This window comes from Nitrosomonas sp. H1_AOB3, assembly GCF_015709435.1.
GTDB classification, from domain to species: domain Bacteria; phylum Pseudomonadota; class Gammaproteobacteria; order Burkholderiales; family Nitrosomonadaceae; genus Nitrosomonas; species Nitrosomonas europaea.
Genome location: NZ_CP054389.1, coordinates 1,362,180 through 1,380,544, shown reverse-complemented (window position 1 = coordinate 1,380,544; position 18,365 = coordinate 1,362,180). Strand labels below are relative to the sequence as shown.

The window sequence follows — 18,365 nt, the reverse complement described above, 5'->3', positions numbered from 1 at the left end:
TGGGTTAATGCTTATTTGACCCACTTATTGTTGTTTACTGATCATGTCCGATATCTCTGGTACTCCCATTACCCCTGTCGCCGCTGTTACCCGCCTTGCTGATTACCGTGTTCCAGAATTTTTAATTGAAAAAACGCATCTGACGTTTGAGCTGTATGAAGGTTATACCGATGTCAGCAGCAGGCTGACGATTACCCGCAACCCGCAGAGCGCAAAAGCAGATCATCTGATTTTGCACGGCGAGCAGCTGGAATTGCTTTCTCTGGCGATTGATGAGCAGCCGCTTGATGCCGGGGATTACCAGATAACACCGCACAATCTGACCATTCGCGACGTGCCGGAACGGTTTGTATTGCATTGCACAACTCGCATTTATCCCGAAAAAAATACCGCGCTGGAAGGGCTTTATTGCTCCAGTGGTATGTACTGCACGCAGTGCGAGGCCGAGGGTTTTCGCAAGATCACGTATTACCTGGACAGGCCGGATGTCATGAGCGAATTTGAAACGGTGATCGTTGCCCGGGAAGGTGCTTTCTCGACCATGCTTTCCAATGGTAATTGTCTGTCCGATACGGTGCGCGATGGTAAGCGCATCGTGCACTGGCACGATCCTTTCAAAAAACCCAGCTATCTGTTTGCGCTGGTTGCGGGCAATCTGGTTTGTCTGGAAGACAGCTTTACCACGCAATCCGGCCGTCAGGTGATGTTGCAGATCTACACTGAAGCAAAAGATGGTGATAAATGCCATTTTGCGATGCAGTCGTTGAAAAAAGCCATGCACTGGGATGAACAGATCTACGGCCGGGAATACGACCTGGACCGTTTCATGATAGTCGCTGTGGATGATTTCAACATGGGGGCAATGGAAAACAAAGGGCTGAACATCTTCAATACGTCCTGTGTACTGGCTCATCCGACCAGTACGACCGATGCCGCATTCCAGCGTGTGGAAAGGGTAATCGCCCATGAGTATTTTCATAACTGGTCCGGCAACCGGGTTACTTGTCGTGACTGGTTCCAGTTGAGCCTGAAAGAGGGATTGACGGTTTACCGCGATTCCGAATTTTCGGCAGACATGAACAGCCATGCGGTCAAGCGGATAGAGGATGTCAGTCTCATACGCGGCGTGCAGTTTGTTGAGGATGCCGGTCCGATGGCGCATCCGGTGCGACCGGATTCCTATATGGAAATATCCAATTTCTATACCGTCACCATTTATGAGAAAGGGGCTGAGGTGGTACGCATGCTGGCCAATATATTGGGGCCGGAGCAATACCGCCAGGCAACGGACCTGTATTTCAGTCGCTTCGATGGGCAGGCCGTCACTTGCGATGATTTCGTCCAGTGCATGGAGGAAGTATCAGGCAGGGATCTGTGCCAGTTTCGTCTGTGGTATTCGCAGGCGGGCACGCCGCAATTGCATATCAGCGACAGCTATGATGCTGACCGCCAGCAATATAGTCTGACTGTTCGTCAGCATACACCCGCAACCCCCGGACAGACTGAGAAGAAAGCGCTCCATATTCCACTCAAGGTTGCACTCTACGGCGGTAACGGCGTACTGACTCTGGTAACTGACGGACAGGCCAGAGGTACGGAAACCGTACTGGATATCTGTGAGGCGCAACAGACCATCGTGTTTGAGCAGGTGGCAGAAAAACCTGTGCCGTCTTTATTGCGTGGTTTCTCGGCACCGGTCAGGGTTTTTTATGATTATCAGCTGACGCAACTGCGGCAATTGATTCTGCTTGATAACGATGGTTTCTGCCGCTGGGATGCCATGCAGAGCCTGATGCGCATCGTGCTGAGCAAAGCGATCGACGGCAAAGATAATCTTGCAGAGCAGGCGATGCTGATAGAGGTACTTAAGCAGTTGCTGGCTGATCACGCGGCTATGGATGCAGCTTTATTGGCCTGCATGCTGGATTTGCCCGGTGAGCAATATCTGGCAAGTCTTTATGACAAAGCCAACCCGCCGGCAATCAGCCGGTCAAGAACGCAGTTACAACATCAATTTGCCGTGCAATTGCAGACAGAATTGCTGAGCTGTTACCAGGCTTTGCAGGGTAGCGCATCCGGGTTGTCTGCGCAGGCGATGGCGGCACGCAGCTTACGCAATCGGACTTTGGCATATTTGCTGCACATCGATGACGAATACTATCGAGATCTGGCGCAGCAGCAGTTTCTTCGGGCAGATAACATGACCGACCAGTTCGCTGCCTTGAAAGCGCTGGTTCATGCCGAGCATGCCGGAGCGGCGGCACAGGAAGCACTGCAGGCGTTTTACCGGCAATGGCAACATGATGCGCTGGTAGTGAATATGTGGTTTCAGGTGCAGGCAACACGGCCCTGGGGTAATGTTCTGCAGGAAGTGCACCAACTTCTGAACCATGAAGCATTTGATGCATGCAATCCGAATAAATTGCGTGCCGTGATCGCTGCGTTTGCCAATCAGAATTTTGCCGGTTTCCATGACAGCTCAGGTAAAGCCTATCAGTTTCTGGCAGATCAGATCGCTGACATCGATCAACGTAACCCGCAAATGGCTGCCCGCCTGCTGACACCGTTAACGCACTGGCATCAGTTTATTGATGAGCACGCCACGTTAATGCGCAAAGCACTGGAATCACTATCGCAACGTGAATTGAGCAAGGATGTGTACGAGGTGGTGAGCAAGAGCCTGAACGGAAGGGGAGCCGGTTAGCAGGGTGTGAGAATTTCTGTATTTGTCACCCAGCGAAGTGCATTGAACATCTCGCAGCTCGTATCGACGGTATGTTTGAAGTACTGGCTATTACTGCATTTGAGTATTTCGTACCTGCCTGCAGCTACTGTAAAAGAAATCGACACATAAGCAGCCAGACTTCTACCCGGTATTGCGCGTATCAACCTGATTTATGAGATAAGAATTAATAAAGCTCAAATAATCATTGGCTTAGTATAAAGTATCGTTCTGTAGTACACCAGCATAATCCGGCAAACTCAGCCTTCTCAGGGAAAGGTAACCCACTTCCGGGCTTGTAACCGGCACATATCAATAATTTTCTTTGCTTATACAGATGATTCGTACATGGCATCAGCTATGCCAGAATCATTTTATGGAACCTGCCAGAACAAACCAGCCAGCTTCACTATTTTCTGTCGAAAAATTTTACATTTCTTTTTTTCGCTACCTGAAATATGAAGTAATCATTTTATGAAACATATTGTTATGGTATTGGCATAATTTGTGCTTGATTTCAAAGATTAAATATATTCATATTTTATAAATCGCCAGTTCAGGGAAATTTTCAGCTGATCGGACTTTAAAAAGGGTGCCAATAATGTTTCAGAAAAATAATGTAAAAGCACAGAAATTATTGATCGTAGATACAGATGTTCTGGATTCAGAGATTTTGTTGGCAGATCTTCAATCAGACTTTAGAACCATCAGACTTTCCCGCGAAACCGATCCTGTTTTACAAATTTCTCAAGCATTATTTTCCCATCAACCGGTTAGAGAAATCGTCCTGCTGGCACATGCCAACCCTGGAAAAATCCATTTTACTGATTATGTTCTCGACTTGACCGAGCTAGATAGCCGCAAAGATGAGCTGCGGGATTGGCGCAATTGGGTCACGGATGATGCCAGGCTATCCATCTATGCATGCCAATTGGCTTCAAATGAAACAGGCCGGGCATTCATTCAGGAATTGGGAAATCTGACCGGTATAGCCATTGCAGCTTCCAGTCAACCTATTGGTAACATGGGAACACACCGAAACTGGCATCTGGATCGCTTCACCCAGCCGTTTGAGGTGCCGGTGCCTTTTAGCAAGCACTCGCTTGCCGAGTATCCGCATCAGTTGGCACCGGTTATTACTTTTAATAGAAATGAATCGGTACTGGCGGTAACGGAAGGTGCCAGTGGCGGTCGGTATCTGGAATTTGTAGTTACATTATCGGAGCCGGCTACCAGTGCGGTACGCATTTACTACCGGACACTGGATGATGCCAGTACGGCGACGGGGGAAGTGGATTACAACGAAGCCTCCAGTTATATCGATATTGCTGCTGGTCGGAGCAGCGGTACGATTTCTGTTTATGTGTATGGTGACAATGCTGATGAAGTCGACGAAAGCGTTGTGCTGGAGTTGTACAACCCGAGCAATGCCGTATTTCCGGATGGTGCCAATATGTTGCGAGCTACCGGGGTGATTCTGGATGATGATGGTACGGCTAACAACCGGGCACTGTTTGTCAGTCAGGTACAGGTTGTCGAAGGCAACGATGGTTCGCAGCAAGCGGTGTTCGAGGTGCAATTGTCGCGTCCTTCGACAGATTCGATCACTCTCAGCTATACCACAACGGATGGCTCGGCGCTGGCCGGGCAGGACTATCAGGCAACGGCTGGCACCCTGACCTTTTTACCCGGAGAGACACTCAAGACAGTTGCTGTCCCGGTGATCGGCGACACGGTGGCGGAAGCGAATGAGTTTTTCAATCTGGTGTTCACACCGACTGCAGCGATTGCCAATGGAGTGGATGGTGCGGTGGGTACGGCGGTGATACTGGACGATGACACCAGTGCTTCATTACCGGAAATCAGCCTGTCTGGGGCGAGCACGATCGAAGGTGCCAGTGGTGGTAAGTATCTGGAATTTGTAGTTACATTATCGGAGCCGGCTACCAGTGCGGTACGCATTTACTACCGGACACTGGATGATGCCAGTACGGCGACGGGGGAAGTGGATTACAACGAAGCCTCCAGTTATATCGATATTGCTGCTGGTCGGAGCAGCGGTACGATTTCTGTTTATGTGTATGGTGACAATGCTGATGAAGTCGACGAAAGCGTTGTGCTGGAGTTGTACAACCCGAGCAATGCCGTATTTCCGGATGGTGCCAATATGTTGCGAGCTACCGGGGTGATTCTGGATGATGATGGTACGGCTAACAACCGGGCACTGTTTGTCAGTCAGGTACAGGTTGTCGAAGGCAACGATGGTTCGCAGCAAGCGGTGTTCGAGGTGCAATTGTCGCGTCCTTCGACAGATTCGATCACTCTCAGCTATACCACAACGGATGGCTCGGCGCTGGCCGGGCAGGACTATCAGGCAACGGCTGGCACCCTGACCTTTTTACCCGGAGAGACACTCAAGACAGTTGCTGTCCCGGTGATCGGCGACACGGTGGCGGAAGCGAATGAGTTTTTCAATCTGGTGTTCACACCGACTGCAGCGATTGCCAATGGAGTGGATGGTGCGGTGGGTACGGCGGTGATACTGGACGATGACACCAGTGCTTCATTACCGGAAATCAGCCTGTCTGGGGCGAGCACGATCGAAGGTGCCAGTGGTGGTAAGTATCTGGAATTTGTAGTTACATTATCGGAGCCGGCTACCAGTGCGGTACGCATTTACTACCGGACACTGGATGATGCCAGTACGGCGACGGGGGAAGTGGATTACAACGAAGCCTCCAGTTATATCGATATTGCTGCTGGTCGGAGCAGCGGTACGATTTCTGTTTATGTGTATGGTGACAATGCTGATGAAGTCGACGAAAGCGTTGTGCTGGAGTTGTACAACCCGAGCAATGCCGTATTTCCGGATGGTGCCAATATGTTGCGAGCTACCGGGGTGATTCTGGATGATGATGGTACGGCTAACAACCGGGCACTGTTTGTCAGTCAGGTACAGGTTGTCGAAGGCAACGATGGTTCGCAGCAAGCGGTGTTCGAGGTGCAATTGTCGCGTCCTTCGACAGATTCGATCACTCTCAGCTATACCACAACGGATGGCTCGGCGCTGGCCGGGCAGGACTATCAGGCAACGGCTGGCACCCTGACCTTTTTACCCGGAGAGACACTCAAGACAGTTGCTGTCCCGGTGATCGGCGACACGGTGGCGGAAGCGAATGAGTTTTTCAATCTGGTGTTCACACCGACTGCAGCGATTGCCAATGGAGTGGATGGTGCGGTGGGTACGGCGGTGATACTGGACGATGACACCAGTGCTTCATTACCGGAAATCAGCCTGTCTGGGGCGAGCACGATCGAAGGTGCCAGTGGTGGTAAGTATCTGGAATTTGTAGTTACATTATCGGAGCCGGCTACCAGTGCGGTACGCATTTACTACCGGACACTGGATGATGCCAGTACGGCGACGGGGGAAGTGGATTACAACGAAGCCTCCAGTTATATCGATATTGCTGCTGGTCGGAGCAGCGGTACGATTTCTGTTTATGTGTATGGTGACAATGCTGATGAAGTCGACGAAAGCGTTGTGCTGGAGTTGTACAACCCGAGCAATGCCGTATTTCCGGATGGTGCCAATATGTTGCGAGCTACCGGGGTGATTCTGGATGATGATGGTACGGCTAACAACCGGGCACTGTTTGTCAGTCAGGTACAGGTTGTCGAAGGCAACGATGGTTCGCAGCAAGCGGTGTTCGAGGTGCAATTGTCGCGTCCTTCGACAGATTCGATCACTCTCAGCTATACCACAACGGATGGCTCGGCGCTGGCCGGGCAGGACTATCAGGCAACGGCTGGCACCCTGACCTTTTTACCCGGAGAGACACTCAAGACAGTTGCTGTCCCGGTGATCGGCGACACGGTGGCGGAAGCGAATGAGTTTTTCAATCTGGTGTTCACACCGACTGCAGCGATTGCCAATGGAGTGGATGGTGCGGTGGGTACGGCGGTGATACTGGACGATGACACCAGTGCTTCATTACCGGAAATCAGCCTGTCTGGGGCGAGCACGATCGAAGGTGCCAGTGGTGGTAAGTATCTGGAATTTGTAGTTACATTATCGGAGCCGGCTACCAGTGCGGTACGCATTTACTACCGGACACTGGATGATGCCAGTACGGCGACGGGGGAAGTGGATTACAACGAAGCCTCCAGTTATATCGATATTGCTGCTGGTCGGAGCAGCGGTACGATTTCTGTTTATGTGTATGGTGACAATGCTGATGAAGTCGACGAAAGCGTTGTGCTGGAGTTGTACAACCCGAGCAATGCCGTATTTCCGGATGGTGCCAATATGTTGCGAGCTACCGGGGTGATTCTGGATGATGATGGTACGGCTAACAACCGGGCACTGTTTGTCAGTCAGGTACAGGTTGTCGAAGGCAACGATGGTTCGCAGCAAGCGGTGTTCGAGGTGCAATTGTCGCGTCCTTCGACAGATTCGATCACTCTCAGCTATACCACAACGGATGGCTCGGCGCTGGCCGGGCAGGACTATCAGGCAACGGCTGGCACCCTGACCTTTTTACCCGGAGAGACACTCAAGACAGTTGCTGTCCCGGTGATCGGCGACACGGTGGCGGAAGCGAATGAGTTTTTCAATCTGGTGTTCACACCGACTGCAGCGATTGCCAATGGAGTGGATGGTGCGGTGGGTACGGCGGTGATACTGGACGATGACACCAGTGCTTCATTACCGGAAATCAGCCTGTCTGGGGCGAGCACGATCGAAGGTGCCAGTGGTGGTAAGTATCTGGAATTTGTAGTTACATTATCGGAGCCGGCTACCAGTGCGGTACGCATTTACTACCGGACACTGGATGATGCCAGTACGGCGACGGGGGAAGTGGATTACAACGAAGCCTCCAGTTATATCGATATTGCTGCTGGTCGGAGCAGCGGTACGATTTCTGTTTATGTGTATGGTGACAATGCTGATGAAGTCGACGAAAGCGTTGTGCTGGAGTTGTACAACCCGAGCAATGCCGTATTTCCGGATGGAGTCAACACGTTACAGGCTATAGGTTCTATTCTGGATGATGACGGTGCGGGGAATAACAGAGGGTTATTTGTTGGCAATGCCGAAATTGTTGAAGGTGCGGATGGTGTAACACGGGAAGTTGCGGTGCCTGTTCATTTATCTCGTCCTTCAGATCAGACTTTGACGTTTCTGTACCAGACTGCAGATGGTAGCGCAACTGCCGGACAGGATTATATCCCGCAAACAGGCAGTGTAACTTTTTTACCTGGACAAACACTAGCTGCGGTGATCATACCGATCATTGGTGATGCTATTGATGAACCCAGCGAAACCTTTACATTGACGGTGACACCGACTGCGGCGATAGCCAATGGATCAGATGGTGCAACAGGTACGGTCACTATTCTTGATGGTGATGTTGTAGCTCCACCCCCACCTGCAGGCGTCACAGTGAATGCCGGAGGCAACGCGACTATCAGCGAAGGTAGTCTTTTTTCCCGTACGATTACTTTTATAGATGATATAGATACTAATGCAGATGGCTGGACCTACAGTGTGAACTGGGGTGATGGTTCTGCCATCGAGACAGGCAGTATTGTTGCCGGTGCCAACAGCTTCGATATCAGCCGCTTCTTTGCCGATGGTGATGCTGGTCACGATGTCAGCGTGACAGTGACGGATGTGGCAGGTGATTCGGACACTCAGCAGTTCCGCGTCAATGTGAACAACGTGGCGCCGGTGATTGCGTTGTCGGGATTGCCGGAAGTAAATGCTGGAGTCAGCTATACGCTGAATCTGGGTGCGATTACCGATCCGGGTGATGATACGGTCATCAGCTACATCGTCAACTGGGGCGATGGCAGTAGTGATACTTACGATGTGGCTGGAGAAGTCACGCATATTTATTCAACAGCAGGTAGCAATATCATTACTGTCGATCTGATCGATGAGGATGGGACGCATACCAATGCCAGCAGTTTGGCAGTAGCAGTTACTGTTCCTGCTGCGGGTGTTTCTATGAATGCCGGAATCGATGCAGTAATAAACGAGGGCAGTCTCTTCACCCGTACGATCACTTTCAGCGATGGTGAAGATGCTGGCGCTAACGGCTGGACCTACAGCGTGAACTGGGGCGATGGTTCGGTCATCGAGACCGGCAGTATTGCTGTCGGTTTCAACAGCTTCGATATCAGCCACTTCTTTGTTGATGGTGATGCCAATCACGATGTCAGCGTTACAGTGACGGATGTGGCAGGTGATTCGGACACTCAGCAGTTCCGCGTCAATGTGAACAACGTGGCGCCGACGATTGCATTGTCGGGACTGCCGGAAGTGGATGCGGGAGTGAGTTACACCCTGAACCTGGGTGCGATTACCGATCCGGGCGATGATACGGTGATCAGCTACATCGTCAACTGGGGTGATGGTAGTAGCGATATCTACGATACCGCCGGAGAGGTTATCCATACGTTTGCTGCCGAAGGTAATTACACGATCAGTGTCGATCTGGTCGATGAGGATGACACTCATACTGCTGCCGGTACATTGGCCGTTGCGGTTAACTCAGTGATCATCCCTGATGGTGTTTCTGTGAATGCTGGAATCAATGCAATTATCGATGAAGGCAGTGTCTTCACCCGCACGATCACTTTCAGCGATGGTGAAGATGCTGGTGCCGATGGCTGGACTTACAGTGTGAACTGGGGTGATGGCTCTACCATCGAGACCGGCAGTATTGCCGCCGGTGCCAACAGTTTCGATATTAGCCACTTCTTTGCTGATGGTGATGTTGGTCACGATGTCAGCGTTACAGTCACGGATGTGGCAGGTGACTCAGATACCCAACAGTTCCGGCTTAATGTAAACAACGTGGCACCGACGCTTAGCATTGCAGGCGCCGATGATATCAACGAAGGCGGCATCTACGTGCTGGCCATCACCGCTACTGATCCGGCTGGTGCTGCCGATCCGCTGACTTACAGCATCGACTGGGGTGACGGTTCATCGCTGCAGAGCCTCACCGCGACTGAATTGGCCGCACTCGGCGGCAACGTCGAGCACGTTTATGCTGATGACGAGGATGGCCCGGTCAATGCCACGCCGCGCACCATCACTGTCACGGCCAACGATGGCGATGGCGGTGTCACCCAGCAGAGCCGCAGCGTTACTGTCCATAATGTGGCGCCGACGCTGGCTGTCTCCGGTGCGGCCAGCCAGGTGCAGGGCACCGCCTATGCCCTGACCTTGGGTGCGGTCACCGACCCGGGCATCGACACCGTCACCAGCTACATCGTCAACTGGGGCGATGGCAATATCAGTAGCTACGATAGCGCTGGCGAGGTCTCTCACATCTATGCCAGCACCGGTGACTTTGTCATCACGGTTGATCTGATCGATGAGGATGGCACCCATACCGAGGTTGCCACTCAGGCGTTGGCCATTACCGCACCGACACCGACGTTGTCCTTCGAGGCCGGTGCCGACGTGACACTCGACGAAGGCACTACCTTTACTCGCACGATCGTGTTTAGCGACGGCGAGGATAACGGTGCAATCGGATGGGGCTATACCATCGACTACGGCGATGGCACCATCGACACTGGTACCACGCTGGCGCAGAACCTGGAATTGTCCCACCTCTATGCCGATGGCGATGCCACCCATACTGTTACCGTGACTCTTACTGACGGAGCCGGTGAGACTGTCAGCGACAGCTTCGCTGTACAGATCGATGACGTGGCGCCGGTGATTGCCTTGTCAGGGTTACCGGAAGTGGATGCAGGAGTGAATTACATCCTGAACCTGGGTGCGATTACCGATCCGGGTGATGATACGGTCATCAGCTATATCGTCAACTGGGGCGATGGCAGCAGTAATACTTATGATGCGGCTGGAGAAGTCACGCATACGTTTGCTGCCGAAGGCAATTACACGATCAGTGTCGATCTGGTCGATGAAGACGATACCCATACTGCTGCCGGTACGCTGGCCGTTGCAGTCAACCCGGTAATCATCCCTGATGGTGTTTCTGTAAATGCCGGAACCGATGCAGTCATCGATGAAGGCAGTTTCTTCACCCGCACGATCACTTTTGCAGACGGTGAAGATACCGGGGCAGACGGCTGGACTTACAGTGTGGATTGGGGTAACGATTCGGTCATCGAGACAGGCAGTATTGCTGCCGGTGCCAACAGTTTCGATATCAGCCGTTTCTTTGCTGACGGCGATGCCAGCCATGACATCAGTGTGATGGTGACCGATGTGGCAGGCGATTCCGATACCCAACAGTTCCGTCTCGATGTGAACAACGTAGCACCGACGATTGCATTGTCGGGACTGCCGGAAGTGGATGCGGGAGTGAGTTACACCCTGAACCTGGGTGCGATTACCGATCCGGGTGACGATACGGTGACAAGCTACATCGTCAACTGGGGTGATGACAGTAGTGATATCTACGATGTGGCTGGAGAAGTCACGCATACGTTTGCTGCCAAAGGTAATTATACGATCAGTGTCGATCTGGTCGACGAGGATGGTACCCATGCCGATGCTGGTAATTTTGCAGTGACGGTAAATGAGGTGGCACCTGTGGAAGTCGTACGGATTGGTGATGCACCGCTGCTCGTCTTACGGTCTAACCCAAATGCCTGGCAAGATGCCTGGACAGATGAAATCATCAGTATCAGTCATAAATCCGACTATACGAATGCCGGCGAATCCTGGAGCAGTGCCGTGCTGAACGGTGTTAATCCCAGTGCGTTGGCTGGTGGAGATATTTTCGGGGGTGATCTCGGTGTAAGCGGACAATCCCTGAAATCCAGCAGTATTGCTCAGGAAATCGATGGCACGGAGGCGTTACGCTTTGATCTGGCTAAAGCAGCTACTGGTGTAACAGTTGATTTGTCCCGGTTGGAGGGCAATACAGAGATGAATCAGTTTGATGCTGGTCGATTACAGTTGCTGGATGATTCCGGATTGGTCGTGAATGAACTGGTTTTCAGTGCAAATACGGCTGGGCACGAGCAGCAGATTACGTTGGAACATAGTGCGGGTTTCTTATCGGTAGTGTTGACAGCAGGTATTTATGAAGATGGCCAGTTCATCTTTGGTGGTCTTGCCGATGCTTCAGGAGCCTATCAAAGCAGTCCGGTTAATCCTGGAAACGGTAGCTGGGATGGGAGTGATTACCTGGTGAGTGCTATCGAATTCGAGTTTGGCAATATTTCTCTTGTAGGTGTTCAGGGAGATTTGGGATTGATTGTCTAAACCGTTCAGACGGAGATGTGATCGTATTTATCTTTGTGGAGGTGTCGGTTTTCTTTACTGGAATGATCCTGAAGATGAATGGAATCCATATAAGCATATGAAAACAGGTAAAAATATATGATGGCATATTTTGTGCTCATACTTGAGCATATAAAAATTAGGGGAAAAATATCATGATACGTGCTGTAAAACGATTATTTACTTTGCTGCTATTGAGCATGTTTTCTTTGACTGCCAGCGCTGTTGTGCTAGAACAGGCTCCATTGGATGATGGGGATGGAGTGTTGAGTGTCGGATCGGCTGGCGCGCAGGTTGCGGAAAATTTTCAGTTTACTGACAGTGTCACATTGACCTCGATTAGTTGGTGGGGGAGTTATGATGACAGCGCTCCCGATCCGGAATCATTTACTGTACGTATTTTCGAAGGTGATGGAGCAGGAAATCCACTAATCAATTCTCTGTATGAAACTACATTCACAGGGTTGGGAGATGACAGTGCAGGTCTCGCTGATATTGCTGGTGGTACCGTTTTCCAGTATGACGTCAGTGTCAGTTGGTTGTTGCAGGGAGGGATAAATTACTATCTTTCAGTATTCAGTAAAGATGGAGGGCAGGGTTGGTATTGGCTGGAAAGCCCGACAGGAAACGATCTAAATTGGTCTCGTGCCGCAGATGGTGATTCCTGGACTGCTAATGATGCTGCGCTCAATCTGTCATTTCGTCTGACAGCCGACCAGATTACAACAAATGTACCGGAGCCTGCCACGCTATTCCTGGTACTGCTTCCTTCGTTGTGGCTCATTCGGAAGTTTTACAAGTAAATTACTTCGTCATATCAGGATTTTTGGGTGATTTCAGATCGGGCTGCTGTGGTTTTGTGTTGCCGTTGAGAACAATGATTTCTGACTGGAAACAGTTGTTTTAAATAAGTGAGTATCTGGCAGCTTTGGAGGTTAGCCTTATTGCTGCTATGTAACAGATACCATCATTACTGATCGATCACCCATTACCTGGGTCTGGTCACACCGGGCAGCATGGTATGCCAGACTGGGTTGTCCATCGCGATTACATCGTATTCAAGTATGCACCTGCTTTATCGCTGATTATTTCCTTGATTCCTCAAAGGTTTCTCCGATAATTCGTTAAATATCTTCGATCAAAATACGCGCTGTGAAATAGCTGAGATGGTCACACAAGTAATATTACGTACTGATTCTTCCCGATGAACTCAGACAAGTTATTCCAAAGCGAGCTTGCTCAGGTATTGGTAAGTTTCAGGCGAGCTTTCAATACTGTCGGTGTTTTTAGCGCGGTCATCAACATCCTGATGCTGACACCGGCACTCTACATGCTGCAACTCTATGACAGTGTATTATTCAGCCGCAATGAAATGACGCTGGCTATGCTGACGCTGATTATGTTGGGAGCCTATATTTTTATGGGTTCACTGGAGTTCGTACGAAGTTTTATCCTGATCCGGGTTGGTGCGCAATTCGATATAAAACTGAATCAGCGTATTTACACGGCGGCGTTTGAGCAGAATCTGCGGCAAAATACCGATAGCGCCGGTCAGGCTCTGCAGGATCTCAGCAATTTACGTCAGTTTTTGACAGGTAATGCGCCTTTTGCCTTTTTCGATTTTCCCTGGTTTCCAATTTATCTGTCGATTCTTTTTCTGTTCAGTATCTGGCTTGGCATCCTGGCCGTGTTCGGAGTGGTCGTGCTGGTATTACTGGCTTATATCAATGAGAGACTATCGCAGAAGCCATTGGCAGAAGCCAGTAACGTTGCGATCACTTCAAATGCTCTGGCCAGCAGTAATCTGCGCAATACGGAAGTGATCGAAGCCATGGGGATGTTACCCAATCTGATGGCACGCTGGTATAAGCAGCATAGTCGTTTCCTGGCTTTGCAGGCACAAGCGAGTGAAAAATCCGGAACGGTGACCGCAATCAGCAAAACCTTCTCGATTATGATGCAGTCGTTTATGTATGGTTTAGGCGCACTGCTGGTACTGTATGACAGCATATCTCCTGGAATGATGATTGCCGGACCCATCCTGTTTGGCAGAGCAGTTGCGCCCGTTCAGCTAATGATCAATATCTGGCGGCAGTTTGGAAGCACGCGTAGGGCTTATGAACGACTGTCCAAATTGCTCGAAGAAAACCCCGCACGTAAAGCCGGTATGACATTACCCAGGCCAGCCGGGAAAATATCGGTTGAAAATATTATGGCCGGGCCGCCAGGATCCAAAGTAGCGGTGATCAAAGGGTTGAGTTTTGCAATAGAGCCAGGCGAAGTGCTTGGCATCATCGGACCAAGCGGTTCAGGCAAATCAACACTTGCCAGATTACTGGTAGGGGTATGGCCAGCCGTAGCTGGAAAGATAAGGTTGGATGGCGCAGATATCTATCAGTGGAACAAGGATGAATTGGGGCCGTATATCGGTTATCTGCCACAGGATATCGAGCTGTTTGCCGGAACGATCAGTGAAAATATTGCACGTTTTGGTGAGAGCGATGCTGAGAAGATCGTTATGGCGGCCAGGCTGGCCGGTGTACATGAAATGATACTGGCGATGCCTCAAGGCTACGATACTGTTCTCGGTGATGGAGGAACGGGGTTGTCTGGCGGACAAAAACAGCGTATTGGGCTGGCACGTGCTCTTTATGGCGATCCATCGCTGATTGTACTGGATGAGCCTAATTCCAATCTGGATGATATCGGAGAGCATGCATTACTGAAGACCATCATAGATTTACGTAAGCGTGGAAAAACGATAATCGTAATTACACACCGTACACGTATTCTTGCAGCTACGACTCGCTTGCTATTGTTACATAACGGGGTGATGAAATTATTTGGAACGACTGAAGAGGTGATGTCCAATCTGGCTCAGCAGCAACAGGCCCGGCCCTCATCCCAGGATAAACCACTGCAAAAAACAGAATTACCTGCATCTCAGGTAGTCACATCAGTGAGTCCTGATAACTAAAGATATGAAGTTTATGGATTTACCGAGACATAACGAGATGGCAAAGGATGTTCCTGTAGAAAATTCTGGCGGGATTGAAACGGATGAAAGGCGGCATGCTCGTTTCGGCTGGTTGATTGTGCTGGCAGGTGTTGGTGGCTTTTTTCTATGGGCATCTCTGGCACCTTTGGATAAAGGTGTGCCTTTATCGGGCTTTGTTATGGCACAGACCAATCGCAAGGCGGTACAGCATGAGGCGGGAGGTATCGTAGATGAAATTTTAGTCAGGGAAGGTGATATGGTTCGCACAGGGCAGGTGCTGGTACGTATGAATGATGTACATGCAAAAGCACAAGCTGACGCAACCCGTTCTCAGTTAATGACTGCACGTGCAGTTGAGGCACGATTGATCGCGGAACGAGATAACCAACCAAATATTGATTTTCCTGATTTTCTGCTTTCCCAGGCAGATAATTCTCGTGCAAATGGCGTGATCTCGCTGCAAAACCAGTTGTTCCAGTCACGCCGGCAGGCACTGGAGCATGATATTGCGGCATTAGGTGAGAATATTGCAGGCCTGAAAATTCAAATGCAGGGATTGGAAGCTTCCCGTGCAAATAAGAAACAGCAGTTGATATTTCTGAAGGAACAACTGGATGGCCTGCGGACACTGGCTGAAGAAGGTTTTGTGCCCAGAAACCGTTTACTTGAACTGGAACGTATACATGCACAACTGAACGGAGAAATTTCCGAAGATAGTGGAAATATCGGGCGCATCCATCGGCAGATTTCGGAGCTGAATATGCGCCGTATTCAACGCAGGGAAGAATATCAGCAGGAAGTCCGTCAACAGTTGGCAGATATTCAGCGAGATGCTGAGACACTAGATAACCGGCTGATCGAACAGGATTTTGACTTATCCAACATACTTGTCAAAGCACCAGTCGATGGGGTTGTCGTCGGAATCAACATTTTTACGCATGGAGGGGTTATCGGCCCCGGATTCCGTATGATGGATATCGTTCCGAGTGAGGATATGCTGGTCGTTGAAGGACAGCTTCCTGTTCATCTTATCGATAAGGTGCATACCGGATTGGATGTGGATTTGATATTTTCCGCATTCAATCAGAGCAGGACACCTCATATCGATGGAGAAGTTACCCAGGTTTCCGCTGATCGCCTGGTTGATGAATATAATGGTATTCCTTATTACCAGCTAAAAGCCAGGGTAAAACCAGAGAGTATGCAACTACTGGCGGATTACCAGATTCGTGCTGGTATGCCAGTTGAAATTTTTGTCAAAACCGGTGAGCGCTCATTGATGAACTATCTGTTGCGACCCGTTTTTGATCGCGTACGTGTCTCATTAGGTGAAGACTGATCGTGCGAATTCGCATTGTGATACTGAATCTGGCTGTAACGCTGTTATTACAATCGGGTAACAGCTTTGCCATGGGTCTGCTGGAAGCCTATGAAGAAGCATTGCACAGTGATCCGCTATTCCGTTCAGCAGTCCATGAGAATGAGGCAGGGCAACAGTCTGCTGAGATTGGTCGTGCAGGATTGTTGCCAAATTTGTCTATTACCCATTCTCAGGGAATAAATCGCGGAACGATAAGCCAGGATGGCAGATCTCTTCCTCTGGATTTTAATAACGAAGTGACAGCCCTTACCTTACGTCAGCCGTTATTGAATCTGGAAGCTCTCGCCGGTTACCGCCAGGGAGTTACCCAAGCCAATTCCAGCCAGGCCCGGTTTTCCAATCAGAGTCACCAATTGATCCTCCGGCTTGCAGAAGCCTACTTTACTGCGTTGCTGGCGCGAGATCGCCTGGCACTGGCTAGTGCACAGCGTGATGCACTGGCCGAGCTTAGGCAGGTTAATGAGAATATGTTGAAACATGGGGAGGGGACTAAAACTGACGTTCTCGAGACACGTTCACGTTATTCTCTGGCTCGGGCTCAGGTTATTGAAGCACAGAACGAATGGGAGGCTGCCCAGCTTGCACTGAGCGCTATCACCGGAAAATCTGTAACACAACTGGATTCTCTGAAGAAGATATTCGAGATTCAACCCTTACAACCACCTGACTTCGCAAGCTGGAAGGAGATTGCACTGGCCAGCAATACTGAGCTGGTCGCACAACGTTATGAAGTAGATTCCAGCAGAGAAGAAGTAACGAAAAGCCGTTCTGGCCATGCCCCAAGAGTGGATCTGGTTGCCAGCCTCAGTCGCAATAATGCTGCATCATTTGTTGCTGCTGATCGCAACGTCAGATTGGCGAGTGTGGGAGTTGAAGTCAGCATCCCTCTCTACGCCGGTGGACGGGTGAATGCAATCACCAAACAGGCAAGCGCCAATCAGGCCAAGAAGGAAGCAGATCTTGATGCGATGACAGACAAGGTACTGCTTGATTTGCGCAAGCAATACCAGTTGCTGCAAAGCAGCGTTTTACGAATCGATTCTCTGGAAATTGCAGTGGAGTCCGCTCGACTGCTGATTGAGGCCACGGAAAAAAGCATTTACGGCGGGATACGCATCAATCTCGATTTACTGGATGCTCAAAAGCAATTGTATTCTGCACAAGTTGACTTGGCGGAAGCGCGTTATAGCTATCTGCTTGCTTTTCTGCGTCTGCGCTATGCGGCTGGCATACTGGAACTGGACAATCTCAGGAAAATAGCATCCTATTTTGTTTCTGACAGTTATTAAAGAATCGCTTCACTAAACTGTATAAAAACGTGTTTTTTAACATGTACACTCTGGGTGACAATGTTTTTCAGTAATTACCCCATTAAAAATGGGAGATTACCTTTCTATTACACATAAATCTCAATCTTCCTGTTCTGTTACCGTATATGCAGAATCAAGCTGTGTCTTGTAGCCTTGCCTGTCCATGAATGTTTTCAAAGTCTGATAGGTTTCAAGTCCGTAGGAGTTGGCCACCATGAGTGCTATCCATGTCTGGATCACAAATACTCTGAGACCTTCATGTTTCTCCTGATTCAGATTCGTGACTTCGGTTATGTTTCTGGCAGCATCTTCGGGGCAGCTTCTTTGATACCTCAACAGCAGTTCCTCGATATCTTGATGATTGATTCTGGCCTTCTCGGCAACCGTAAGCGTATTTATCGTTTTTTTCAGTCCTTTACTGGGTATAAGCCTGAGCATAGTAGTTTTTCAATGATCTCACGAGTGCGCGCATATTCTGTGGAAATATGATCTTGCACCCTTATCCAGTTTGTACTCCGCGTATGAAGCTATTTGTCTGGCGTTGCATACACGTTTAGGAAATCTCTGAAAAATTACCTGCGTTGCCATTTCTGCGTTAAAAGTCGGCTCAAAATGCTCATTTATTATGTATAAACTCCGCTTTTTACTCGGCGCTAGCGCCTCACCCTATGGGC

The 18,365-nt window shown here is 49.9% G+C and carries 7 protein-coding genes; 6 read left to right on the top strand and 1 reads right to left on the bottom strand.

Annotated elements, in window-relative coordinates; all coding sequences use genetic code 11:
• Positions 1 to 43: 43 nt before the first annotated feature.
• From pepN to HRU73_RS06435, 6 genes are all read left to right on the top strand, one after another.
• Entirely contained in the window at positions 44 to 2,704 is a 2,661-nt protein-coding gene (pepN, locus tag HRU73_RS06460; RefSeq protein WP_287399987.1) for an aminopeptidase N, read from the top strand.
• A gap of 619 nt (positions 2,705 to 3,323) precedes the next feature.
• Positions 3,324 to 11,984, top strand: a complete 8,661-nt coding sequence (locus tag HRU73_RS06455) for a Calx-beta domain-containing protein (RefSeq protein ID WP_287399985.1) — start codon at positions 3,324 to 3,326, stop codon at positions 11,982 to 11,984.
• 173 nt (positions 11,985 to 12,157) lie between these two features.
• Positions 12,158 to 12,805, top strand: coding sequence for a hypothetical protein (locus HRU73_RS06450; protein ID WP_287399984.1), 648 nt, complete (start codon positions 12,158 to 12,160; stop codon positions 12,803 to 12,805).
• Between the two features lie 401 nt (positions 12,806 to 13,206).
• Positions 13,207 to 14,979: a type I secretion system permease/ATPase gene (locus HRU73_RS06445; RefSeq protein WP_287399983.1), complete on the top strand. Its 1,773-nt coding sequence runs from the start codon at positions 13,207 to 13,209 to the stop codon at positions 14,977 to 14,979.
• A gap of 13 nt (positions 14,980 to 14,992) precedes the next feature.
• The gene (locus tag HRU73_RS06440; RefSeq protein WP_287399982.1) at positions 14,993 to 16,339 is read left to right on the top strand and encodes an HlyD family type I secretion periplasmic adaptor subunit; all 1,347 of its coding nucleotides are present in this window, start codon (positions 14,993 to 14,995) and stop codon (positions 16,337 to 16,339) included.
• Positions 16,340 to 16,341: 2 nt separating this feature from the next.
• The gene (locus HRU73_RS06435; RefSeq protein WP_287399981.1) at positions 16,342 to 17,670 is read left to right on the top strand and encodes a TolC family outer membrane protein; all 1,329 of its coding nucleotides are present in this window, start codon (positions 16,342 to 16,344) and stop codon (positions 17,668 to 17,670) included.
• 120 nt (positions 17,671 to 17,790) lie between these two features.
• On the opposite strand, the gene HRU73_RS06430 is transcribed toward HRU73_RS06435, so the two are convergent.
• Complete coding sequence (locus HRU73_RS06430) at positions 17,791 to 18,129, bottom strand: hypothetical protein (RefSeq protein ID WP_276818042.1); 339 nt, start codon at positions 18,127 to 18,129, stop codon at positions 17,791 to 17,793.
• Positions 18,130 to 18,365: the final 236 nt, after the last annotated feature.

What these genes read in the sequence shown, in the direction of transcription:
- HRU73_RS06440 (WP_287399982.1), top strand. Translation starts at nt 14,993, where the DNA reads ATGGATTTACCGAGACATAACGAGATGGCAAAGGATGTTCCTGTAGAA.
- HRU73_RS06445 (WP_287399983.1), top strand. Translation starts at nt 13,207, where the DNA reads ATGAACTCAGACAAGTTATTCCAAAGCGAGCTTGCTCAGGTATTGGTA.
- HRU73_RS06450 (WP_287399984.1), top strand. Translation starts at nt 12,158, where the DNA reads ATGATACGTGCTGTAAAACGATTATTTACTTTGCTGCTATTGAGCATG.
- HRU73_RS06455 (WP_287399985.1), top strand. Translation starts at nt 3,324, where the DNA reads ATGTTTCAGAAAAATAATGTAAAAGCACAGAAATTATTGATCGTAGAT.
- pepN (WP_287399987.1), top strand. Translation starts at nt 44, where the DNA reads ATGTCCGATATCTCTGGTACTCCCATTACCCCTGTCGCCGCTGTTACC.
- HRU73_RS06430 (WP_276818042.1), bottom strand. Translation starts at nt 18,129, where the DNA reads ATGCTCAGGCTTATACCCAGTAAAGGACTGAAAAAAACGATAAATACG.